Origin of the sequence: Larkinella sp. (assembly GCF_965227735.1) — a bacterium.
GTDB lineage: Bacteria > Bacteroidota > Bacteroidia > Cytophagales > Spirosomataceae > Larkinella.
Genome location: NZ_OZ245776.1, coordinates 4,629,013 through 4,653,828, shown reverse-complemented (window position 1 = coordinate 4,653,828; position 24,816 = coordinate 4,629,013). Strand labels below are relative to the sequence as shown.

Below are 24,816 nucleotides of genomic sequence, written 5' to 3'. Positions count from 1 at the left end.
ATGGAGCCGTACTGGTCGCAACAGTACGGTTCTGTTCCGGCTTTTTTAGTAGACTGGTTGGCGTTTCGTCATGCAATCAGGGTTTAGGAAATGGAATTATGAATTATGAATTATGAATTATGAATTATGAATTATGAATTATGAATTATTTTAATCATAATTATTTATAAATCAAAAGATTACCTTACACCTAAGCCTTATTCCGTTGGCTGGCAGCCTTTTCCGGTTACTACAATTTTCGCATCCCAGACTTCGTAGGTGGCGTCGATGGTTTGGCAGATGATGTCGAGTTTTCGGAACAGGGGCTCATCGCCCAGCGGAGCGGTCAGGTTACAGCTTTTCAGCGTCTTCGCATCGTAGACAATCGACACGCCATACGAAGTTTCCAGCGTTCTGAACACGTCCGCAACCGGCGTATCTTCAAAAACAAAGTTCTGGTTGTTTTCGGGGGTTTTGATCAGAACCGGAGCCTCCACGAGTTTGCGGGTCAGCCGGTCGCTGTCGGTATCAAAAAAGGCCTGCTGGTTGGGGGTTAGCAAGAGCGCTCCCGCCGGTTGCCCGGTTTCGGGCTGGTTTCGATCAAGCGATTTGATCGAAAAAACCGCTACTTTTCCGGTTCGCACAATGACCGTTACGCCCCTGGCTTCTTCCAGCGCCCGGACCATAAAACTGGTTCCGAGCACTTTGGTAACCAACCCATTGGCATACACCATGAAGGGTTTCTCAGGATTTTTGGAGACCTCAAAAAAACCTTCGCCCGACAAATATACTTCCCGTTTTTCGCCCGTAAACGTGGCCGTGTAACTCACCCGGCTGCCGGGTTGCAAAACCACCGTGCTGCCTTCTTCAAACCGGACGGTCAGCGGCTGCGGGGTGTTGTTTATTTTTTCGACCAGATCAATCGTCGACTGAGCCACCAGTTCGGAATAGGTTCCCGGCTGTTCCGCCAGTTTGGACCGCAGCATATACCACCAGCCAATTCCCACCAGCAATGTTACGGCAGCCGCCAACTGCAACCAGTCCGGGCGTCTGATTTTGGGCCATACCCAACGGTTTTCATCGTCAGCATCCGGCTGTTCCTCCAGCCCCGGAAGCCCGGCGGTGCGGTGCTCGATGGCGGCCCACATCCGTTGACCTTGCGTTTCCGTGGGCATGGTCTGCACTTGCACGATGGCTTGCAAGAGCGAACGGGCCGTCAGAATAACCGTGTTTTTTTCCGGATGCTCAGCCAGAAAATCCTGCCAGAACGAATCAGTTTCGGCATCGGGTGCCAGCACCCAACGCCGGAAGAAATCATCTTCGGCAAAGTCTTCAGTGGTATAATCCGTATAGGCATTCATTGCATCCGGGCAATAAAATAGATGAATATTCCGCTCTCTTCTACCAAGAGCCGGGAAACGGCGAAGTGTCCCCTCCTTTTCTCATTTTTTTATTTGACGCTGGATTTACGGGCTGCATTATGGCCGACGCCCGTAGCCCACGATTTGAATCGTGGGATCAGCGACCAAATTTGAACGAAATGATGAACCGTTTTAACGGTTTTGTGCCAGAAACCGTTAAAACGGTTGGTATGGCGTTCGGAATTATTCCAACCTGACCCACGGTTAAAACCGTGGGCTGGAAAAAATCCTATAGAGATTAAATGGTACGGTGTGATGTTATGACAAAAGAAGAAGCAACAGCCCCAGAAACGGAGCCAGATAACGGGTATTTTCGCGGAGGTGGGTCATGGCTTTGTGCAGCGTGTTCCGGACGGACTTGTCTGTGATGCCCATAATGGCCGCAATCTCGCTGGTTTTAAAGTTTTCGTAAAACCGCAGCGTAACCACTTCCAACTGACGATCAGGCAGTTGCTTCAAGGCATGAGCCAGTTGACGGGTCAATTGCTGCTCCTGCTCTCCGTCGGAAAAGGAGTGCTCGGGCGTGGTGTCAGTCTGAAACGGGAAAGCCGTCGGATCGACGGACAAAAACCGGTTTTCTTTCTCACTCAAGCGGTGAATTTTTCGACGCAGGGAGCGAAACAAATAGAACTTGACCGAGTCGGCTTCGGCCAGATTCTGCTGAATCCGCCAGAGATCCACGAACAAATCCTGAATGGCATCTTCCACCAGAGCCGCGTCGGGCAGTAGTTTGTATCCGTAGTTGTATAGAATGCGGTAATACCGCTCGTAGAGTTCGGCAAAAGCCCGCCGGTCGCCTTGTTTCAGGGCGTTCCAGAGAATTGGGTCGGGTTGCCGTTCGGTGGTCAAGGTCTTAATCCGGTTTTGAAAAATCCACCCGAATTAAGTAGAAATTTTTATAATTCTAATGGCATTAATGCTAAAAAGGAGAGAAAAGACGAGAGCGTAGAGAATAAAGAAAAACCTTTCCTGCGATTGTCTTTATTCTCTACGCTCTCGTCTTCTCTCTCCATTAAAAAAACGACACCCGAATCACCCACGGGCTGCCGCCGTAAACAAACGACGAAAACGTCGGATCGGCGTTGTAACTCAGGTTGTATAGAGCCGTTAAATTCACACCAAACCGTCGGCTAATGGGTTGTGAATACGTCAACCCGACCAACCCGGCACTCACCCAGCGTCGCTGCGTTTCGTAGGGGATGATGTTGTAGTTCGTGTAGCCAACATTCGTATTTTCGAATTCCCCGTGAACGTAGAGGTTTTTCACAATATTGGGAACGATCTCATACATCCCGAACACCCGCCCGCCGTACTGATTGGCCCGGTAGATTTCGGTGGCTCCACCCTGGTAGTATAATTTGGCCCGGTAATAGACATAATTGATGCCGACGCCCAGAATGGCCCGCTCGGAAGCCTGGTAGGCGATGACAGGAGAGACCCCAATGCTGAAGGGATTCCCAATGGAAACGTTGCTAATGCCGCCCCCAAACCGCAACCGCTGCGAAAAAGGTAGCGGATCTCCTTCCGGCGTTTTGGTTTTCAACGGATCTCTCCCTTCTTCACGTCGTTCTTCGGGATCTTCGGTAATTTGCCCGAAGGCTGCACTGCTGCTTATCAGCATAATTGCCAATAAGCCTTTCTGTATGAGGTTCATAGAGTTGATTAATGAACAAAAATGGACACTTGAATTATAAACGAAAAAATAGTGGTTTTTAGTAAGTAATGCCTTCACTCAAAACCCAAACTCTTTTACTTCCGGATCATTCAGCAACTGCTGGATGCAGCGCTCGTGGGCTTTTTCGGACCCCGTAACCCGCCAGATCCCAATAATTTCGTTGCCGATGCGCTGCTGGCTCTGCAACCGGGGATGCAGGCCACATTCCTCAAACAGCGTTTCGTACGCCAGCATTGTTTGGTGTTTAAAGGTAGTAACAATTCGGAATTGTCGGGCCTGGTTGTTGCGGGCAATGCGGGCCGCCAGCGCCGGTAACACCAGCAAGGTAGCCCCAATGATGATAAAACCGCCCACGGCAAGATCGTAAAAACCGCCCCCGACCGCCATCCCGATGGCCGCTACCGCCCAGATCGTGGCCGCTGTAGTCAGGCCTTTGACGCTGGTCTCCTGGCGGAAAATGATGCCTGCCCCCAGAAAACCGATGCCGTTGACGATGTTGGCCGCAATCCGGTCGTCGTCGCTGAAACGGCGCGAAACGATGGTGAACAGCGCCGATCCGACACAGATCAGAATCGTGGTCCGGAGCCCCGCCGATTTGCTGCGGTATTCGCGTTCCGCGCCAATCAAACCGCCCAGCACCATCGCCAGCAGGAGTTTCAGAATGTCTTCCTGAACAATTGAATCCATGTCGTTTAGCTATCTGTGCCCCCACCCCCCTGAAGGCCGGTGCCGGGCTTTAAGCATTCAGTAATTTTTAGCCCCCTCCAGGGGGTTGGGTGCAATCGTTATTGAAAAAGAAACCATCCTTTCAAAAAAACCGTTAGTCCAAAGATAGAGTTTTGCTAAATTTATAGGATGAATTTATCGGTTAGTCTGCCGCCTGACGGCTCCTTTCAGCAACCCAACGTTGAACATCTTGATCCCAAACACTATATCATCATTAAGGGTGCCCGGGTTCACAACCTGAAAAGCATCGACGTCGCCATTCCGCGCAACAAACTGGTGGTGATCACCGGTCTTTCGGGCTCCGGCAAATCGTCCCTGGCATTCGATACGTTATTTGCTGAAGGTCAGCGCATGTACGTCGAGAGCCTGAGCAGCTACGCCCGGCAGTTTCTGGGCCGGATGGAAAAACCCGAGGTCGATTACATCAAAGGCGTGTCGCCGGCCATTGCCATCGAACAGAAGGTAACGACCCGCAACCCCCGCTCAACGGTTGGAACGACCACCGAAATTTACGACTACCTGAAATTGCTTTTTGCCCGCGTGGGCATCACCTACTCGCCCGTTTCGGGGCAGGAAGTGCGCAAAGATACGGTAACGGACGTCGTCAAATACCTGTATTCCTATGAACAGGGGCAGCGCGTGCTGGTTATGGCCCCGCTGCACATCCGCCCCGACCGGACGCTGGCCGACGAGCTGAAAGTGTTGCTCCAGAAAGGCTACACCCGGATTGTGGCCGATGGCGAAGTGCTGTTTATCGAGGAAATTCTGGATAAAACCGTGGACGAACCGAAACCGGGTGCTGATCTCGAAATCCTGATCGACCGGAGTACAGTACAGTTCGACGCGGAAGGGCAGCCCGATGAAGACAGTCAATACCGGTTTTCGGACTCGATCCAGACGGCATTCAACGAAGGCGAGGGCGTTTGCCGGGTCGATGTCGTGGGCAAAGAGTCGCGCGTTTTCTCGGATAAATTTGAACTGGACGGGCTGGTTTTTGAAGAACCGAGCGTTAACCTGTTCACCTTCAACAACCCGTATGGTGCCTGCCGCCGGTGCGACGGTTTTGGCAAAGTGCTGGGCATCGACCCGGATCTGGTCATTCCCGACAAAAATCTGTCGGTCTTTGAAGGCGCGCTGGCACCCTGGCGGAGCGAGAAAATGAACGAGGAATTTCTGAAACCGCTGCTCAAAAATGGCATTCGGTTCGACTTTCCGATTCACCGCCCGTATAAAGATCTGGCCCCGGAACAGAAGGAAGTGCTCTGGACGGGCAACAAATACTTTCAGGGCCTGAACGCGTTTTTCGATTTCGTCGAAAGCCAGACGTTCAAGGTCCAATACCGCGTGATGCTGTCGCGCTACCGGGGAAAAACCACCTGCCCCGAATGCCGGGGTTCGCGGTTGCGGAAGGACGCCAGCTACGTAAAAATTGCCGGTGGAAAATCCATTACCGACATTGTTCTGATGCCGATCGGCGAAGCCGCCGGTTTTTTCCGGAGTCTGGAACTCCCCCCGCACCAGCAGGAAGTGGGCAAACGGCTGCTCACCGAAATCCGCAACCGCCTGGACTACATGGAGCGCGTCGGGTTGACCTATTTAACGCTAAACCGCCTGACCAACACGCTGTCCGGTGGTGAATATCAGCGTATTAAACTGGCGACCTCGCTCGGTAGCGCGCTGGTTGGGTCCATGTATATTCTGGATGAACCCAGCATTGGCCTCCACCCGCGCGACACCAGGCAACTGGTAAGTGTGCTGGAAACCCTCCGCGATCTGGGCAATACCGTCATTGTGGTCGAACACGAAGAAGAGGTGATGCGGGCCGCCGACCAACTCATCGACATCGGCCCGGATGCGGGCGTCAACGGCGGTCACCTGGTGTTTCAGGGCACCTGGGAGGAAGTGAAGAGTGAAACGTTAAACAGCAAAGATTCTCACACTCTCGCTTTTCTGACGGGGAAAGAAACCGTGCCGGTGCCGAAATTCCGGCGGAAAGCCACGCACTGGCTGGAGGTGAACGGCGCGCGGGAGAATAATTTGAAGGATCTGGATGTGCGGCTGCCGCTGAACACGCTGACCGTGGTGACGGGCGTGAGTGGCTCGGGCAAATCGACGCTGATTCGCAAGGTGTTGTATCCGGCCTTGACGCGTTTGAAGGGCGACGGTTCGGAAGAAGCGGGCAAGCACGACAGCCTGGGTGGCAGTCTGGACCGCGTCAACTCCATCGAGATGATCGACCAGAACCCGATTGGTAAATCGTCGCGCTCGAACCCGGTGACGTACATCAAAGCCTACGATTATCTGCGGCAGGTGATGGCGGAACAGCCCGTGTCGAAGGCGCGGGGTTATAAACCGTCGCACTTTTCGTTCAACGTGGATGGCGGGCGCTGCGAGGTGTGTCAGGGCGAAGGTGAGGTCAAGATCGAGATGCAGTTTATGGCCGATATTTTCCTGAAATGCGAAGGCTGCAACGGCAAGCGGTTTAAGCAGGAAATTCTGGAAGTGACGCTCAACGACAAAAACGTGGCGGATATTCTGGAAATGACCGTTGATGAAGCCATTGATTATTTCCGGAAAGCCGAACCGAAGATGGTCGAAAAACTGCTGCCCCTGCAGGAGGTCGGTTTGGGGTATATTACGCTCGGGCAATCATCCAATACGCTGTCGGGTGGTGAAGCCCAGCGCGTTAAGCTGGCGTCGTTTCTGGGAAAAGGCAACACCAGCAAAGGCGGAACCCTGTTCATTTTTGACGAACCGACCACCGGTTTGCACTTCCACGACATCCGCAAACTGCTGAAAGCCATCAACGCGCTGGTCGATCAGGGCGACAGTGTGATCATCATCGAACACAATACCGAGATCATCAAATCGGCCGACTACCTCATTGACCTCGGTCCCGAAGGTGGGGATACGGGCGGTTACGTCACCTTTGCCGGCACCCCGGAAGAGCTGGTGAAACTGCCGGAGGGCGAGAATTATACGGCGGATTTTTTGCGGGGGAAGGTGTAAGGGTCGTCGGAGATTGATTCTATTGCGATAGCCGGGCTTAATTGTCCGGCTATTGTTGTGTTCGGTCTGTATGCCGCAGCCTGGGAGAAAGAGAAGATTAAAATCAAACTCATAAAACAATCTGCATGTCGACAACAACTCAAATATATGCATTTAATACAGCACAATTTTCGCATATTTCAGAGCTATACATCATATTTAAAACAACAGAATGATACTCAAAAAATATACTTCAACTTGGATTAATAATTTTGCGGATATAAAACGTGAGATAGAAATTTACCTTGACGAGATTGACTATTGTATTGAACATGTAGGAAGCACTTCTGTGCCATATTTGGATTCAAAACCAATTATAGACATTGATATTATCTATTCCGACACCTCAGATTTCGAAAAAATAAAAATAAGACTCGAACAATTGGGATATTACCATAATGGCAATCAGGGAATCCAGGACCGGGACGTGTTTAAAAGAAATGGCAATTTGACTCATAAAGTATTGGACACAATAAAGCACCATCTCTATGTTTGCCCAGTTGGTAGTAAAGCCCTGGAACGACACATTCTATCCAGAAATTTTTTAAGGAAAAATGAATGGGCAAGGTTAAAATACCAGCAAATGAAATACGATTTAGCCGAGAAGGCTAATCAAGATAGAAAGACCTATGCTATATTGAAAGAACTTTATAGTAATGATTTTATCGACTCAATTATAGAAGCAGAAAAAATGCACCATGTTTAGACACCAGGGGAAGACCCGAACGTTAAGCCATAATTTAAAAATTGCTTCGTTGTTATCTCTTGTCGCCGGTGTTGTAAACGTAGCCGGTTTTTTTGCCGTTCAGAGATTGACAACGAACGTAACCGGACATTTTGCTTTTTTTGTAGAAGAAGTTTTTAAGCTCAACTTTTGGCAAGGCTTTGTTTATTTCCTGTATATATTTTTCTTTTTCCTGGGCTCCTTTGTTTCCAGTTTTCTCATTGAAGTTATTTCACGAAAAGACGACCATTATGTTTACGTAGTTCCTGCTTCGATAGAATGTTTAATACTGTTCTTTATTGGCTTTTTCGGACAGGATTTACTAATGAGAAACCCAAACACCATTGCCTGTAGTCTGCTCTTTGCGATGGGTTTACAAAACTCCCTGGTTACTACTATCTCAAATTCAAGCGTCAGGACAACCCATTTAACGGGGCTTTTTACCGACCTGGGCATTGAATTATCGCAATTGTTCTTTTACAAAGAGCAGGAACAAAAGCATAAACTCCTATCATCAATAAAACTTCGGTTGACCATCATCAGTTTCTTTTTTATCGGCGGCATCATCGGTGGTATTTTATATTCAAAAGTGGGACTTCACGCCTTAATTTTTGCTGCGGTGGCCTTGGTTCTAGGCTTAATTTATGACAATATAAAATTCAGACTCATTCAATTGAGACGAAAACTCAAAAGTAGCTGACGAAAAAAGCATGGCCTCTTTTGCGAGCTTACTAAGCGCGCCATGAGTAAAAACGGAGATTGGTATTAGGACTTACGTCTGATAATTCATTGTAATTTCGCTTTTTGCCCCTAAATCCCCTAAAGGGGACTTGGACACAGCTTAATCCGGATGCTAAAAGTCCGGCAGCGGCCGACCGTCCTTTAGGGGATTTAGGGGCAAAAAGCGCAAGTCCTAAGTATATGATTTGAAATGCGTATCATTAAAAATGATAGCCAAGTGATAAGGTTTTGCGATCAGACGAGCCGATAGAGATTTCCTACAACTTCACCACATACAGCAGATCCTGGTAGTCGATGGTGCCGGTGCGGCCAACCCAACTCCCGTAATTGATCGTGCGAATCGTCAGGCCCGCTTTCTGAAAAGCTTCTTTGGCATACACTTCGTCAAAGGCAATCATACTTTCGGGCAGGTCCTGAATATGAACCATGGTTCGTTCCGTAAACGGCGTCAACTGACGGCCATACAGGCTTTTCCCTTCCGCGTTGGCTTTGCGCGACTCGCTGTTGAGCAAAAACATGGTTATATAGGCTCTACCCCCTTTTTTCATGACCCGCGAAATTTCGGCCAGATACTGCTCGAAATCGTTCTCGAGCATGTGGGTAAACACCGAATTCAGAATTACCAGACTGAACGTCGACGACTCAAACGGAAACCGCAGTTCATGGCCCTGCATGGTTCCGAGTGGGTTATACATCTTGTTGTAGACATTCAGGTGGTGAAAACGGAAATGCGGAAACCGCTTCGTTACTTCTTTCGTACACCAATCCACACCGCTTTTAACGATCTCGATCCCGTCGTAACTGCCCGGGGCGGAGATGTAGTCCGTTAAGGGGATGGCAACCCGGCCAATTCCACTGCCAACATCCAGAACATTATCCGTTGAATGTAATCCAACCAGTTCCTTGATATGATCAACCGACTTCACCCCAACAGCCTTGAAATCACCGTCGCCGATGAAGATCATGCGGGAGGGTGGCGTCAACGCGTCGCGTTCACCGGTCAGCAACTCCAGCCGGTCGATCATTTCGATTGGAATGACCTTTTTTAAGGAGGTTTTGAGCGAATTAGGCAGCAAACTTTTTAATCCCATCGTGGTGATTTCTACTGGTAAGCTTGCAATATAGGGAAAATGTCGGGATTGCCTTCATCCCCGTTTTGAACTATCCTTATTGGTAGACTTAAAATCCGGGCAAAATTTGTAACTTTTTTAATAAATAGAGTTACATACTACCCCCTCAATCTGTAACCTCTGGTGCGAAGTACCGGATTTCTCCCTTTCCGGCTCTTACACTACTCCTTCAATCCGCATCCCAACGGGCGTAATTGAATCGGGCGAAACTTCGTTTGCAGACCACCTTCGCTGGCAAATTCGGCATTTGTTCGCTAAGTTAGTGTCTGGCATCACAAAAGGGCAACCTGTTATGACCTTCACCTACCTCGATCAACCGGAGCTTTTTGTGGGCGTCAGCAACGAAAATTCGCGCTGCGATCTGTGCCACCAGCAAAAACCGTGTTTCGACGCGGCTGGATTTTTCGGCGAAGACGAACTTGCTTTTGTTTGCCCGGAATGTTTATCGAACGGCCGGCTTTACGAACGGGATAGCTATACCTGCCAGGGCGATGTGGCGGAATTAAAACGGCAGCTCAACGAAGCCAATCCGGCGCTGAGTAAAGCTGACATCGACGATCTGGCCGACCAGAAAACGCTTGAACTGGAGAAAACCACCCCGCAACTCATTACCTGGCAGGATTGGGAATGGCCCTGCGCCGACGGTGACTATGCCCGGTTTATCGGTTATGGTTCAAAACCGCTCTATAAGCAACTGGCCGACGGTTCTGAGGCTCAATCCTTGTTCGAAAAATCACTCTATTACACGCTGGCCGAAGAAACCGATGCGGAGGAATTATGGGAAGATGTGCCGCGAAAACGCATTCGAGATTACGCCGACAGCAGCAATTACAGTACGCTTTTTTACGTGTTAAAAAGTCTTCATTCCGGCCAGATCATCACCCTTTGGGACTCTGATTAACTCATGAAACACCTGCTTTACGTCCTCTTCATCAGCACGTTCTCCTATGGCCAGTCGTTCGATTTGGTCATCAAAAACGGCCGCGTGGTCGACGGAACCGGCAATCCGTGGTACTACGCCGATGTGGCCATCCAGAACGGGAAAGTTGCCAGAATCGGCAGCATCCCGGCCACGGAGGGCAAAACCGTGATCGACGCCAGAAACCAGATCGTGGCCCCCGGTTTTATCGACGTTCACACCCACGTGGAAGGCAGTTTGCAGGATCGTCCCGGTGCCGAGAATTTTCTCTACGACGGCGTTACGACCCTCGTCACCGGCAACTGCGGGGCTTCAGCCACCAACCTGCGCACCTTCTTCGATTCGCTGCGCATCGGCGGTTTTTCGCCCAACCTGGCGTCGATGATCGGACACAATACCGTGCGGCTGAAAGTGATGAAAATGGCGTTCCGTGAACCGACCGCCAAAGAACAGACCGAGATGGAAGCGCTCGTGGAACAGGCCATGAAAGAGGGTGCTGTCGGGATTTCGACCGGTTTGATCTACACACCCGGCACCTACGCCCGCACGCCCGAAATCGTCAATCTGGCCAAAATGGCGTCGCGCTACGGGGGCGTCTACGCGTCGCACATGCGCAACGAAGGGCAGGACGTCAAAAAAGCCATCGAAGAAGCCATTCAGATTGGCCGGGAAGCCGGGATTCCGGTCGAGATTTCGCACTTTAAAGTGGCCAGTAAACCGATCTGGGGTTCCAGCGTCGAAACCGTGGCGATGGTGGAGGCCGCCCGGCGCGAGGGGCTTGATGTAACCGTCGATCAATATCCGTATACCGCTTCAAGTACCTCGCTCGCCAGCATCGTTCCCGCCTGGGCGCTCGCCGACGGCGACTCGGCCACGCTCCTCCGTTTCCGCGACCCCAACACCCGCGCCAAGATCCGGAAGGAAATGCTCGCCGGTTTGAAGAAAAACGACCGCAAAAATTACGATTACGCCGTGGTGGCGTATTACCCGGCCGACACCACCTTCAACGGCCTGAGCATCACCAGAATCAACCAGAAACTGGGCCGAAAAAACAACGCCGAAACCGAGGCTGATCTGGTGCTGGAACTGATGGACAAAACCGCCATGAAACGCATTCAGATGGTCTACCACACGATGTCGGAAGACGATGTGGCCACGATCATGCGCTACCCCAACACCATGATTGCCTCGGATGCGGGCGTGGCACGTTACCAATCCGGCATGCCGCACCCACGCGGCTACGGCACCAACGCCCGGGTGCTGGGCCGCTATGTGCGCGACAAAAAAGTGATTCCGGTGGAGGAAGCCGTCCGGCGGATGTCGTCGCTCCCCGCCCAGCGGTTTAAACTGGACGATCGCGGCATTCTGAAACCCGGTTATGCCGCCGACCTCGTCATTTTTGACGAAAAAACCGTCGCCGATCAATCGACCTACGATGTTCCCCACGCCTATTCGACCGGTTTTTCCTACGTGCTGGTCAACGGAGTTCCGGTGATCGAGCGCGGCAAACACAACGGGAAACGGCCGGGTCAGGTGTTGATGGGGAAAGGATATACGGGAAAATCGGAGTGAGTCGTTCGCTGTTCCCTTACTCTTTTGCCAGCCCGTTTCGCCAGGCCACTAGTTTGGGTCGCATTTCATCCACCACCTTGGGATGCTGAGCGGCTACATCCTTCTGTTCAGCAGGGTCAGTGGCCAGATCATAGAGTTCAGTTCCGGAACCGTCGGCATTGACCAGCAGTTTCCAGTGGCCCTGCCGCATGGCCAGATTCGGGCTTTTGTCCCGGCCAGCCGGATAACGGAACGATTCGGTATTGCGACCATATTCCCAGAAAAGGGGTGTCTTGCGAGCGGTCGGTTTGCCCAGGAGAACCCCGGCCCGGTTTTCGCCGTCAGCGCCGGTGCTTCGCCCTTTTTTGCCCGCCAGACTCACGAACGTGGGCAACAGATCGACCGCACTCACTACCGACTGATTATCAACCCGGCCTTTGGGCGTCCGGGCCGGATAGCGAACGATAAACGGCATCCGAATGCCCCCTTCGTACAGCGAGAGCTTGCTGCCCCGGAACAGCCCCGACCGACTCCCCTGAAAAGTGGGCAAGGCCCCATTGTCGCTCGTAAACACCACGAGCGTATTTTCATCCATGCCCAGGTCCTTCAAACCGGCCATCAGCCGGCCAATCTGGACGTCGAGTTCGGCCAGAACGGTCTTGAATTCGCGCGGTTTTTCGGTTCCCTTCGGAAACTCGTTGAGGGTCGTTTCGTCGGGTACCCAGGGCGTATGCACGTCATCGGGCCAGAGGTTGATGTAGCAGGGCTTGTCGGGGTTCCGCTTCAAAAAATTGAGCGTTTTGTCAACGAAGTACGCCGTTCGGTTCCAGCGTTTCACACTATCGGATTTGGCCCAGATCCAGTCCGTAGATGTCAATAGCGGGTCAGGGTCGGGGCTTTCCCAAGTGCTGGCGTACGCATCAAAACCGTATTGCCGGATGCCGGGCGCATTGTCGACATCGCGCCCCCCGCCCATGTGCCATTTGCCAAAGTGTGCCGTGGCATACCCCGCGGCTTTGAGTTCCCGGGCGACCGATGGCGCCGAAGCATCCAGAAAATCAGCCTGTTCACAGGTGCGGTTGTGTTTCCGGTCCGCGAGAAACGACGTAATTCGCCACTTGCCGGGGACGTTTCCGGTCATCAGGCCGACGCGGGAAGGTGAGCAAATGGGGGCCGCGCTGTAGTAGTTCGTAAACTGAATGCCCTCGGCGGCCAGCCGGTCGATGTGGGGCGTAGGCGGTAAGGAACTGGCCGAAGAGCGGGGTCGGTAGCAGCCCACATCGGCCGCCCCCATGTCATCGATCAGAATCAGAATGATGTTGGGAGGCCGGTTGACTGGCTTCTGCTCAGAAGCTGGCAGGGAAGTCCCAAAGCTGCTGCACAGCACGAATATCAATGCCGGAAGGGCCAGTTTGCTCTTCATACTCAGATGGTTTACGGGTCGAATTCAGGAAAACGGTTTTCTTCGTTCCTAAAAGTACGCATTTTAGCCACCCGTTTGAGGTTAGCCGGTTTTTCCTACGTGCTGATCAACGGTTTTTGGCGGTTTTGCCCGCCTGCGCCCGCCAGTTGATTCCCAGAAACGCAAAGGCCGGATGCTGACCACCCACCGTCTGGCGGACAATCTCGTCAGCGAAATCCAGGCCGTTCGACCCATTCGTAAAATAGACCACCGCGTCTTTGCGCGTGCGGTTCGCCATGACAAAACATTTGAAGGCCCCATTATCGCCCCAGTGCCAGAAATAGGTTGCAGCGGGCGTTTGTTCGAGGCCAATCCCTAACCCCCAATGTGAACCGGACGCCAGCGTATCGGAGCCGGAAAAACGGGTGGTCAACTGGCTTTGCGGACTGAGCATCTGATCGACCGTGGCGGGTTGCAGCCCTGTTGCATTGAAAAGCGCCAGCACAAACCGGGCATAATCCGAAGCCGTAGTGTGCAGGGAATAGGCCATATTGGCCTGTGCCGGTTTGCCTTTTTGCTGGACTTCTCCCGACTCGTCGTGCGGCTGGGCGTAGTTAGCGGCAAAGGCCGGTTGCCAGACAAAGCTGCTGTGCGCCATCCCCAGCGGTTTCAGGACCCGATTTTCCATGAACGCGTTGATCGGTTGGCCCGTAATTTTTTCAACCACTTTTTGCAGATAGACGAATCCTTCCCCGGAGTAGCCAAACCGTTCGCCGGGTGCACGAACCATCGCCAGTTGGGAGGAGCGACGGTTTTTACGCCAGTTTGGCAAGCCCGAGCGGTGGCTCAACACCAGCCGGGCCGTGATTTTCGTATACCGCTCATCGTCGGCCACGTCGGGATACGGCAGGTAGTCAACCAGCGGTTTGTCCAGATCCAGACGCCCTTCTTCCACCAATTGCAAAACCGCATAGGCGAAGAGCGGCTTGGTCAGTGAAGCGGCTTCGAAGACGGTATTGGAATCCACGCGTTGGGTTGAGTCGGATTTGGTGAAACCGTAGGCTTTTTGATAGGCAAGCCGCCCCTTCTGAATCCACACCAGCGACAAACCGGGTACGTTCGCGCTATCCATGAGATGCCCAACGGCCCGGTCAAGCCGGTGAAAAGCCGGATCAGCCGGTTTGTTCTGGGCCTGGCTGGAAGCCGCCAGCAGGCTGAATAAGGTCACGAACGCCATGCGGGCGCAGGAAAGTAGAGAGGTCGCGGTCATGCTATTTGTCCGATTAATGGACGAAAGATGACGAATTGGGTTGGATGGTTGCAGAGGGGAGTAGGGTTGGGGGAAATTTTGGGTTGGAGGGGATTGGGATTGGCTAATACTAGGGTTGGTGCCGTACCGTTCAGTAAAACGGCTATTGGTTTGCGAATGGTTGTGCGGTTTTTACACACGTGCTGGACAACGGGATTGCGGTCATTGAAAGTGGAAAATACAACGGCAAACGTCCAAGATAGATGTTTAAGGGGAAGGGTTATAAGGGAAGATCCAGTAATTGGTTTCATGTTCATAAGGAGTTATCGGAATTTATGTAACTCACAAAAATTAAATCGCAGAAAATTACTTAATTACATAATTTATGACATATCTTAACACCTCCATAAAAATATCGAAGAATCAGAAAAAGATTATCATCCGGTACGGATCCTTCAGATAATGGTCATTCGCTGACTAATGATCATAATTCAGAAACGGACGAATTACATAAAACAAGAATTACAAGGAAGAATTTAACAAATAGCAGCTAATTAAGTAGAAAATATATGGTTTATTTGTCAATATTTCCAAAGAACCAATATGATGATTTTTATATTGTTAAATTATTCTCTCCTTTTGGTCATCAAATAGAAAGAGAGGTTATCGGGAAAATTTGGTTTTTTTTAAAGCTCACATCATTTATCGCCCAAATAATTTTCAAGTTAAATACTTAATACCTACATAACGAATCAAATATTTTATGAAAATTTTAGCTAAAGCACTCATTTTTAGTTTAGTAACTTCAACCATTTGCCTTTCTCAGGACATTGATTTTAAAAACTACAAAGGTGTCAATGTTGTTATACCTAATATTTCAAATATGCTTAAAATGGTGGATATGCCTACTCCTGTTTGGGAAGAACAAGTTAAGAACGCGGGTTATCCAACAAGGCAGCTCAAAAATGGAGCTATTGAATTTATGTATATGAGCTCACTTTCAAACCCTTATGGAATGTTATCGATCTCAAAAGGCCCCAGACAAATAACAATTGCAGCAATGCACTCTAAAATCCCATCCTCCACTTATTTAGATGATCTATACAATGAACTTGAAAAATATTACGTAAGAGAAGAGAACAACTCGCAAGTATATGGCTTTAAAAAAGATGGCTTTAACTATAAATTTAATATATCTAGAAATGATAATATAGAAATAGTTGTGTTAACTAAACAATATTAGTTTATATAAACTAATATTGTTTGAATATTTGATCATTATTTCCAGATCACGGCAAATCGAAAATATTATCCCAACTTTACTCTCAGTCAACAATATTCAGATTTTTCAAAATGACAAACAGCCAGGAGATATATCATGGAAAATATCGAGAGCTTTTAGTTTAGATTTCTAATTCAATCCGATTTCTATGCCCGTATAGTTCTTCATTCTTGGTTACGACACATGAAAACATAGGCCTCGAATTAGTAAATTATAATATTTTGCAATATAATTGTTGTACATGAAAATAGTATATTGTTTTTTCAAAAAAATTTATAATTTTACAAACCAACAATACAACAACTCGCTAAACACTTAAAATTATTCAATAGACAAAAATGGCTTCCCTGAATTATACAACCAGATTAGCAAACCTGCAGAATAGAAAATTTGACAGAGAATTAAAGGAATCTGTAACTTCCAGATCTTTTGGTACTGGTCAGGTTCCAGAAGACGTAAAATATTTACTTGAATCAATGCATCCCATTGATAAGAAATACAACGATAAAACACTTCTTGCTGCTTCTAGAGTGCAAACCCACTTGGAAAGCGGGCTTAAACTTCATTTCGATAGAGTCTACAGGACGCAGGGCTCTGTAAAAACAGATACAAACATTAGAGCTCACAGTGATTTCGATCTACTTACTATTATTGATAAATACTTCTATCCTCAAATATATCCAAGCAACCCCTATACGCAATCCGATCCAAATGTAGACATAAAAGAATTGAGGATTCAAGCAACAAATATTTTAAAAAAAATATACGATAAAGTTGATGATAGTCACGAAAAATGCATATCTATAATAAATAAATCTCTTGATAGAAAAGTAGATATTGTATTTGGGTATTGGTACAATTCAGAAAAGTATGAAGAAACTAAACATGAAAGGAATGATGAGTATTATAGAGGAATATATTTTTACAAATTCCCTAATGGCCCTAAATATTCTAAAGCAGATTTCCCCTTTGCACACATATACCAAGTTAATGAAAAAGGAGATTCCACCAAAGATGGTTTAAGACGTGCTATTAGATTACTAAAGAACTTAAAAGCTGATAGTGAAGTTGAAATAAAAAACCTTAAAAGTTTTCAAATAACTTCAATTGCATATCCAATCGATGAAAAAGATCTAACATACAAACCTGGTAATGAATTACATATTGCTAAATCAGTATCTAATCAAATGCAAAAAATTATTGAAAATCCTGCATATAGAAAATCGATTAAAAGCCCAAACGGCACAGAATACTCTTTAGCTAATGACGATTTAGTTCCTGACATTATTAATTTAAAAAGAGATTTAGATACCCTAATTGAAGACGCAACAAAAGACATTGTTGGTAGCTATGCTATCGAAAGAGCAATACTATCTTATTAAGAGGAATAATTATGACTGATTTAAAACCAAAAATATTTATTGGTTCCTCTAAGGCAGGGTACCAAATTGCTGAAAAAGTAAAATCTTACCTTGTTGACATAGGAGATTGCTTTTTATGGAATGATCGTGGTGTTTGGGAACCAAATAAAAGCACTTTCGATAACCTTCTTCGTATGGCCAGTTACTTTGACTTTGGTATTTTTGTCGCTACAGCCGATGATTTAACTTTAACGAATAACAATCTAGTCATAGAACCTAGAGACAACGTTATATTAGAAATGGCTCTTTTTTTGGGAGCAATGGGTCGCGAAAAATCCTTTCTACTAGTTGAGAGTGATATAAAATTACCTACTGATTTTAACGGTATTTATATGCCCCGATTTGATAAATCAAATGATGCTAGTATTGAAGCGGCCTGTCAGGAATATGCTAATGTAATAGATGAGCATTACAGATTGGGACACTTGAGTTTATATCCAACAACGGCATTAGCAATTGGATATTATAAAAATTTTGTATCAGGCTTAGTAGAAAGTATGCAGGATGCTGATGAACTTGTATTTGATGGCGTAAAATTTACTGATTTTAGTCTAAAGGTAGTTATGCCTAATGACCTTAAGGGCATGATAAGAGAAAAAGCTTCTCAGTTTTATAGACGTCATGGATTTTTAGAAAATGCAATGAAAACTAAGTTTCGTAGACATCCGGCTTGGTTTCAACTAGACCCCAAAAATGCTCCACATGCTATTATGTACGATATGCCAAGCACATTAACCGGCATTGATGATGCAATTGAAATGATTTTACAAAAGGGATATCAGGGAAGAACTAAGCTTCAAGAAATTATTGAACAAAGAGAACTTAATAATTTCAGAAGAGTTCTTCAATTACAACTTGATAAAAGCCCATATGCGCAAGCAACCGTGCAAATAGTTGATGAATTTTAAAAAAATAAGGGATGGTTGTAGAATGATAGGATAGTTAGCATTTCGGAATTGTGATCGAAGTCATCATAAACTGCGACTAGTCACCAGAATGGTTTTTCACGCCAAAATCCCCTTCACCAACTTACCCTCCACATCCGTCAACCGAAACCGGCGACCCTGAAATTCGTAGGTCAGTTTTTCGTGATCGACGCCCAGCAGGTGGAGCAGCGTCGCCTGAAAATCGTGGACATGGACCGGGTTTTTGATGATGTTGTAGCCAAACTCATCGGTTTCGCCGTAGGTGATGCCGCGTTTGACACCGCCCCCCGCCATCCACATCGTGAAGCAGCGCGGGTGGTGATCGCGGCCGTAGTTGTCTTTCGTCAGTTTGCCCTGCGAGTAGTTCGTGCGGCCAAATTCACCGCCCCACACCACGAGCGTGTCGTCCAGCAAACCGCGTTGTTTCAGATCCTGCACCAATGCCGCCGACGCCTGATCGGTCGCTTTGCACTGCTTGGTGATGCTCTTGGGCAAGTTCCCGTGCTGATCCCAGCCCTGGTGATACAACTGCACAAACTTCACATCCCGTTCCAGTAACCGGCGGGCCATCAGGCAGTTGGCCGCATACGTCCCCGGATTTCGGGCTGATTCACCGTACAGATCGAACACCCAATCCGGCTCGTCGGACAAATCGTTCACTTCCGGCACCGACGTTTGCATCCGAAACGCCATTTCATACTGCGCAATGTGATTCGACACTTCCGGATCGCCGTAAATCTCTTCCTGCACCTGGTTCAGATCCTTCAGCGCGTCGAGCATCGACCGCCGATCCGACGAACTGTAGCCGTTGGGATTGCTCAGATACAACACCGGGTCGTTGCCGGAGCGAAACTGCACGCCCTGGTGTTTCGACGGCAGAAAACCGTTGCCCCACAACCGGGCATACAACGGCTGATCCTGCGGGGCGTCTTTCGATACCATGACGATGAACGCGGGCAGATTTTCGTTGGCCGATCCCAGCCCGTAGCTCACCCACGAACCAATGCTGGGCCGCCCGGCCAGTTGATTGCCCGTCTGGAAAAACGTCAGCGCCGGGTCGTGGTTGATCTGCTCGGTATACATCGATTTGATGAAACACAGGTCGTCGGCCACTTTCCCGGTATACGGCATCAGTTCACTCGCCCACGCGCCACTTTTGCCGTACTGGGCAAACTTGTAGGGCGAACTCACCAGCGGCAGTGCCGACTGCTGGGCGCTCATGCTCGTCAGCCGCTGGCCTTTCCGCACCGACGCGGGCAGGTCTTTGCCATGCATTTTTTCCAGATACGGTTTGTAATCGAACGTCTCCAGTTGCGACGGTCCCCCGCTTTGGAAGAGATACACGACCCGCTTGGCTTTCGGCGCGCGGTTCGGCACGGTTTCAATGCGTTCGGCGGGGTTGGAGAAAAGCTGGGAAGGCAACAACGATCCCAACGCCAGCGAGCCAAGGCCCCAGGAAGCTTTGTTCAGAAAAGACCGCCGGTTAAAGGTATCCGCCAGACTCTGCGCGAGTTTCTCTTTCATAAGTTTACCGGTATACGGTTTACAGTATACGGTTTTCGGTGGCTGACGCATTTGGGCTGCGGCTGAACAAAAACGCGTCAGCAAGCACGCGTCAGCCACCGAAAACCGTATACTGTAAACCGTAAACTATTTAATGTTTCGTAATAAACGCTTCCGAGTTCATCACCGCACTGGCGACGACGGCACCGGCCGCAAGGGCGGGTTTCTCGGTTGTTTGGGTCAGTTTGTATTCACCAGCGTTAATCCATCCCTGCATTTTGGCGGGACTTTTTCGGAATTTCTGGTATTCCTGCTGGTATAGTTTCGTCAGAATCGTCAACTCTTTTTCGACCGGTTTTCGGCTGGTCAGCAGCCGGAAAAGCTGGGTCAACTGGTCGGGCAACGGTTTGCCGGGCGCAATCGACCGGGCGGCCACCACTTTGGCGGCTTCAACAAACTGCGGATCGTTGAGCAACACCAGCGCCTGCAAGGGCGTGCTGGTTTTCTGCCGCTGCACCACGCAATAACTCCGCGACGGCGCGTCAAACGTGTTCATCGATGGGGGCGGATTGGTCCGGCGCCAGAACGTGTACAGACTCCGGCGATACAGTTTTTCGCCGGTATCCTGCTCATACGTCGTGTTGTTCACCGCCCAAAGTCCTTCCGGCTGGTACGGTTTTACGCTTTCTCCGCCCAACCGGCCCGACAACAAACCGCTCGATGCCAGTGCATTATCCCGAATCATTTCGGCGGTTAACCGGAACATCGGGCCACGGGCCAGCCACGTATTTTCGGGGTCTTTCTGCTGTAAGTCCGGTCGTCCGCGCGACGATTGCCGGTAGGTCGCCGACATCACCAGCAGTTTCTGCATAGCTTTCACGTTCCAGCCGTGCGACGGACCGCCTGATTCTCTAAACTGAACCGCCAGCCAGTCGAGCAATTCGGGATGCGTGGGCAGATTGCCCTGATTGCCGAAGTTATTGGCCGATTTCACCAGACCGGTTCCGAAGTACGTTTGCCAGTAGCGGTTCACGGTCACCCGGGCCGTCAGCGGGTTGTCGGGATGCAACAGCCACTTGGCGAGACCGAGCCGGTTTCGCGGGTATTCCTTCGGAAACGGCAACACGCTGGCCGGCACGTCGGGCTGAACCGGGTCGCCGGGCGCATCGTACACACCCCGTTTGAGAATGTGCGTTGGCCGGGGCGTTTTCATGTCTTCCATCACCATAATTTCCGGAATTTCCTCCGCAATCCGGTTTCGCTCCGCCCGCAGTTTCTGCAATTCGTCGCGCTGCTGCTGGTAGGTCGTCGAAACCGTGCTGAGATAATACGCCTTCAGCGGCTCGCCCTGGACGGTGGGCAGGGTCTGGGCCGATTGAACCAGTGCCTGCACTTCCGGAGCCGACAAGGCACGGTTATACACCACGAGCTCATCAACCAGTCCTTTCTTGAAACCGGGTCCGCGCATGTCGGCACCCACCATCAACCCGCTTTGCTTGCCTTTGAACAGAATGTCTTTGTAGAGATTGTCCTTCTCGGTCACCAAAGCGGTTTCTTTCCCATCCACAAACAGCCGCAGGCCGTTCGCTTTGCTCGAACCGTCGTAGGTCATCGTCAACTGAATCCATTTTTCTTTCGGCAACACCTGTTTGCCAAGCCGGATGATGCTGTTGTAAGGCCAGGTATGCGCCATGAGCAGTTCCGGTTTGCCGTCGCGCAGGTTCAGGAAATACCCCCGAAAATTGTACAGAATATCGCCGTTGCCTTTGTGAACGAGAGCCGCCTTAGAAACGTCTTTGGGAATGTTGACCCAGACGCCAATGGAAAACGGCTGCGAGCGGTTGAAAATACCGACATCGCCCAGCGTCAGAATATCGTCGCCGTTGGACTGAAACGCGTTGCCGCGTTTGCCCGGCACCAACACCGGATCGAGCACTTTGCCGCTGTCTTTTTGGCTAACGGCATTCAGGAATTTGCCATTAGCCAGTTTGTCGAACGTGAAATGGGCCTGCAATCCGTTCCGGTAATCGAACGGAATAGCCGCGCCGTTTTTAGTCTGCCACTGAGCGAAAGCCGCTTGCTCTTTCTGAACGGTCTGATGAAGAGCGGTTTCTGTCGCCTTGATTTTGGTATCCAGGAAGGTCAGCAGGCTGTCGTGTTTCGGCTGGCTCAGGAGCATCGTCGGCACCGGCATGGCGTCGTCCCAGGAGATTTGCCCGGCTTCGTCCACATTGTTGAAAAACGCGAAGAGGCTGTAATAGTCTTTCTGCGAAAACGGATCGAACTTGTGGTCGTGGCAGCGGGCGCATTCCACCGTCAGGCCCATCAGGGCGGTTCCGACGGTGTTGGCGCGGTCGGCAACGTATTCCACCCGAAATTCTTCGTTGATAATCCCGCCTTCCATGTTCTGGGAGTGGTTGCGGTTGAAGGCCGTCGCCAGCCGCTGTTCGCGCGAGGCACGGGGCAACAAATCGCCCGCCAACTGCCAGGTCACGAACTGATCAAATGGCTGGTTCTGATTAAACGACTTGATCACCCAATCGCGCCAGGGCCACATCGGCCGGTAGCGGTCGACGGTGTAGCCGTGGGTGTCGGCATAGCGGGACAAATCGAGCCAATCGACGGCCATTTTCTCGCCGTAATGCGGTGATTTCAGCAACCGGTCCACCACCTTTTCGTAGGCATTCGGCGAACGGTCGGCCAGAAAAGCCTGCTGCTCTTCCACCGTGGGCGGCAAACCGGTCAGATCCAGCGTAACCCGGCGCAGCAGATTTTCCCGGTCGGCTTCAGGAGACGGTTTCAGTCCCTTTTCTTCCATTTTACTCAGCGTAAAATAGTCGATCGGATTTTTGGGCCAACTGGCGTCTTTCACGGTCGGCAGTTTCGCCTTTTCCGGTTTGATCAGCGCCCAGTGCGGTTTGTACTCCGCACCATCTTCGATCCATTTGAGGAGAACGGCTTTTTCATACGGGGTCAGAACGCGGTTGGACGACTTGGGAGGCATCATCTCGTCTTCGTCCGTCGTCACCAGCCGGTAATACACTTCGCTTTCCGACAGATCGCCGGGGACAATGGCGTGTTTTTTATTCTTCGCTTTTTTCAAAGCCGCCATGGCTCCCTCCCGCGTGGCCAGTTCCAAACCGCCTTTCTGACTGGCCTTGTCGGGACCGTGGCAGAAAAAGCATTTGTCGGACAGAATCGGCTTCACGTGCAGGTTGTAATCCACCTTCTCGGGAAGCTGATCTGCCACCGCTTCAATTTCAGCCGGTTTTTCCACGCCACCACAGCTTTGAATCAGCACACTTCCGGAGAAGCACGCCAATCCCGCCATCCACATCCCAATACGGCTCGTCATTTTTAGCTTCATTCTAATCATTGACTCCGAACAGAACCAGTAAGACCATTTTCACCGCAAGTTCGGATTTTTTATTTTGTGCTATTCCAGTATTATACAAGAATTTACCCACTTTTAGTTCGGATACCCCGGATTCTGCGGTTTCAGATTCGGGTTGTTCAGCATCTCCTGCTTGCCCAGCGGCAACAGCAAATGCTTCTCCTGCAACGCCTGGTTCGAACTCGGGTTCACGTGGCCCACGAAGTTGTCGAAGCCGTTCGTCTTGTCGTTGTACACTTTCCGCAAACGAACCATGTCGAACCACGTGATCTGCTCGTAAGCCAGTTCGTGCCACCGCTCCCGCCAAACCGCTTCCCGGAAAGTCGCCTGCGTGTACGTCCCCAGCGCCGGGGTCGTCAGCTTTGCCCGGTCCCGAATCCGCTTGAAGGCATCGTAAGCCGCCTGCGTGGGTGCCCCCAGTTCGTTCTGCGCTTCGGCATAGATCAGCAGCGTTTCGGCAAACCGGATCTGCGGAACGTTCAGGTTGTTCTGACGCGTGCCCGGAACCCCCGACGTCCCGTTGGCCGTCCGGTTGAAATGCTTGAAAATGTAGTTGGCCCCCAATGCGAAACGGGCACCGTCTCCATTCGTAAAATAAGTCGAGTAGAAGTAGCCTTCCTGATCTTTCGCCCGCAGGTCACCCGCTTCATACGACGCGTAGAACGACGGCACCGGCACCGTACTGCCCGTGCCCGACGGCCCGTTGAAGGTCACCGGTTTGAAGTTGGGGTACATGTTGTCCATCGGGTTACCCGCAACCAGCGTGTTGTATTGCAGCATGAACAGGTGCTCCAGCCGGTTTTCGGTACTTTCCCGGTGGACGTCTTCATACGTCGTGAACAGGTTGATCACCGTTGGGTTGGCATTGGCGTAGGTGATTACTTCCAGGGCTTTGTCGGCCGCCAGTTTGTAGTGCGTCGCCCCTTTGCTCAGCGGGAAACCCGCCATCGTCAGGTACACCTTCGCCAGTTGGGTTTTGACAGCCGCCAGGTTGGCCCGGCCACTGACATCCATCCACGCCAGGCCAGCCGCTTCGGCCGCCACCAGGTCTTCCACGATCAGTTTGTAAACTTCTTCCTGCGTTGCGCGACCCGGCTGAAAATCTTCCGAAGTGGCCGTTTGGGGTTTGGTAATCAGGGGAATATCACCCCACAACCGAACCGCCGTAAAGTAGGCCGAAGCGCGCAGAAACCGGGCTTCACCCAGGATCTTGGCCTTTTGGGCATCGGGCATGGGCGTGATGGCCGGTACGCGGTCGAGCACCTGGTTGGCCTGAGCGATGACCTTGTAGAGTCCGTTCCAGTAGTTGACCACGTGGGCGGTGTTGCCATCGTGAACCAGCCCGTAGAGGTTGTTCAAATCCGAGTTCTGGGCGGTTTCGGTGGTCGAGGTGCCGGTGAGGGCTTCGAGCAACTGCCAGTTGGAAGAGAAGATCCCGGCGCCGTCGCCCATGAACCGCAGGTCGGCGTAGACCGAAGCCAGGGCGGCTTCGGCGTGGTCGGGAATGGTGTAAAAATTGTCGGGGGTCAGGTTGGAAGGCGCCTGCTCATCGAGGAAATCGGAACAACCCACCGGACCCAGCAGCACCGCCCCCAGCAGAGCGATTTTGCTCACTTTATAAAGGATATGTTTCATTTTTTGAAAGTGCTTTTGAATTATTGAAATCTGGTATTCGGTACACGGTTTTCCGTTTTCGCCGGGCCGTCGATACGGTAGCTGACGCAT

General features: G+C 50.4%; 18 protein-coding genes. 8 read left to right on the top strand and 10 right to left on the bottom strand.

Annotation, left to right across the window (positions count from 1 at the left end; translation table 11 throughout):
* Positions 1 to 197: 197 nt before the first annotated feature.
* From ACO064_RS18250 to ACO064_RS18235, 4 genes are all read right to left on the bottom strand, one after another.
* Entirely contained in the window at positions 198 to 1,340 is a 1,143-nt protein-coding gene (locus tag ACO064_RS18250) for a FecR family protein (protein ID WP_421828667.1), read from the bottom strand.
* 318 nt (positions 1,341 to 1,658) lie between these two features.
* Positions 1,659 to 2,249, bottom strand: coding sequence for an RNA polymerase sigma factor (locus ACO064_RS18245; RefSeq protein ID WP_421828666.1), 591 nt, complete (start codon positions 2,247 to 2,249; stop codon positions 1,659 to 1,661).
* A 163-nt stretch (positions 2,250 to 2,412) separates the two neighbouring features.
* A complete protein-coding gene (locus tag ACO064_RS18240; protein ID WP_421828665.1) occupies positions 2,413 to 3,054 on the bottom strand; it encodes a hypothetical protein in 642 nt (213 codons plus the stop codon).
* A gap of 78 nt (positions 3,055 to 3,132) precedes the next feature.
* A complete protein-coding gene (locus ACO064_RS18235; RefSeq protein ID WP_421828664.1) occupies positions 3,133 to 3,762 on the bottom strand; it encodes an MgtC/SapB family protein in 630 nt (209 codons plus the stop codon).
* Positions 3,763 to 3,930: 168 nt separating this feature from the next.
* Between ACO064_RS18235 and uvrA the strand changes: the two genes are divergently transcribed.
* The 3 genes from uvrA to ACO064_RS18220 all read left to right on the top strand — a co-directional run bounded on the left by uvrA (position 3,931) and on the right by ACO064_RS18220 (position 8,273).
* A complete protein-coding gene (gene uvrA, locus ACO064_RS18230; RefSeq protein ID WP_421828663.1) occupies positions 3,931 to 6,810 on the top strand; it encodes an excinuclease ABC subunit UvrA in 2,880 nt (959 codons plus the stop codon).
* 211 nt (positions 6,811 to 7,021) lie between these two features.
* The gene (locus ACO064_RS18225) at positions 7,022 to 7,555 is read left to right on the top strand and encodes a GrpB family protein (RefSeq protein ID WP_421828662.1); all 534 of its coding nucleotides are present in this window, start codon (positions 7,022 to 7,024) and stop codon (positions 7,553 to 7,555) included.
* Positions 7,548 to 8,273, top strand: a complete 726-nt coding sequence (locus tag ACO064_RS18220) for a YoaK family protein (RefSeq protein WP_421828661.1) — start codon at positions 7,548 to 7,550, stop codon at positions 8,271 to 8,273. Before ACO064_RS18225 ends, ACO064_RS18220 begins: the two co-directional genes overlap by 8 nt.
* Positions 8,274 to 8,571: 298 nt before the next feature.
* Here the strand turns inward: ACO064_RS18220 and ACO064_RS18215 are convergent, their stop codons facing one another.
* On the bottom strand, positions 8,572 to 9,405 hold the full coding sequence (locus tag ACO064_RS18215; RefSeq protein ID WP_421828660.1) for a class I SAM-dependent methyltransferase: 834 nt from the start codon (positions 9,403 to 9,405) through the stop codon (positions 8,572 to 8,574).
* 331 nt (positions 9,406 to 9,736) lie between these two features.
* Here ACO064_RS18215 and ACO064_RS18210 point away from each other — a divergent pair, with 331 nt between their 5' ends.
* Positions 9,737 to 10,345, top strand: coding sequence for a CbrC family protein (locus ACO064_RS18210; RefSeq protein ID WP_421828659.1), 609 nt, complete (start codon positions 9,737 to 9,739; stop codon positions 10,343 to 10,345).
* A gap of 3 nt (positions 10,346 to 10,348) precedes the next feature.
* Positions 10,349 to 11,935 carry an N-acyl-D-amino-acid deacylase family protein gene (locus ACO064_RS18205; protein WP_421828658.1) on the top strand — a complete coding sequence of 529 codons (1,587 nt, stop codon included), beginning with the start codon at positions 10,349 to 10,351 and terminating at the stop codon, positions 11,933 to 11,935.
* 16 nt (positions 11,936 to 11,951) lie between these two features.
* Here the strand turns inward: ACO064_RS18205 and ACO064_RS18200 are convergent, their stop codons facing one another.
* The gene (locus ACO064_RS18200) at positions 11,952 to 13,337 is read right to left on the bottom strand and encodes a sulfatase (RefSeq protein WP_421828657.1); all 1,386 of its coding nucleotides are present in this window, start codon (positions 13,335 to 13,337) and stop codon (positions 11,952 to 11,954) included.
* 106 nt (positions 13,338 to 13,443) lie between these two features.
* Positions 13,444 to 14,586, bottom strand: a complete 1,143-nt coding sequence (locus ACO064_RS18195; RefSeq protein WP_421828656.1) for a serine hydrolase domain-containing protein — start codon at positions 14,584 to 14,586, stop codon at positions 13,444 to 13,446.
* 742 nt (positions 14,587 to 15,328) lie between these two features.
* On the opposite strand from ACO064_RS18195, the gene ACO064_RS18190 reads away from it, so the two are divergent.
* From ACO064_RS18190 to ACO064_RS18180, 3 genes are all read left to right on the top strand, one after another.
* Entirely contained in the window at positions 15,329 to 15,808 is a 480-nt protein-coding gene (locus ACO064_RS18190; protein WP_421828655.1) for a hypothetical protein, read from the top strand.
* A gap of 377 nt (positions 15,809 to 16,185) precedes the next feature.
* A complete protein-coding gene (locus ACO064_RS18185) occupies positions 16,186 to 17,229 on the top strand; it encodes a hypothetical protein (protein ID WP_421828654.1) in 1,044 nt (347 codons plus the stop codon).
* A gap of 11 nt (positions 17,230 to 17,240) precedes the next feature.
* Positions 17,241 to 18,176, top strand: coding sequence for an STING domain-containing protein (locus ACO064_RS18180; RefSeq protein ID WP_421828653.1), 936 nt, complete (start codon positions 17,241 to 17,243; stop codon positions 18,174 to 18,176).
* Positions 18,177 to 18,272: 96 nt separating this feature from the next.
* Here ACO064_RS18180 and ACO064_RS18175 read toward each other — a convergent pair whose 3' ends face one another.
* From ACO064_RS18175 to ACO064_RS18165, 3 genes are all read right to left on the bottom strand, one after another.
* Positions 18,273 to 19,718: a DUF1501 domain-containing protein gene (locus tag ACO064_RS18175; protein WP_421828652.1), complete on the bottom strand. Its 1,446-nt coding sequence runs from the start codon at positions 19,716 to 19,718 to the stop codon at positions 18,273 to 18,275.
* 130 nt (positions 19,719 to 19,848) lie between these two features.
* Complete coding sequence (locus ACO064_RS18170; RefSeq protein WP_421828651.1) at positions 19,849 to 23,052, bottom strand: DUF1553 domain-containing protein; 3,204 nt, start codon at positions 23,050 to 23,052, stop codon at positions 19,849 to 19,851.
* A 114-nt stretch (positions 23,053 to 23,166) separates the two neighbouring features.
* Positions 23,167 to 24,726 (bottom strand): RagB/SusD family nutrient uptake outer membrane protein, encoded by a 1,560-nt coding sequence (locus tag ACO064_RS18165; protein WP_421828650.1) that lies wholly within the window; start codon positions 24,724 to 24,726, stop codon positions 23,167 to 23,169.
* Between the last annotated feature and the right edge of the window lie 90 nt (positions 24,727 to 24,816).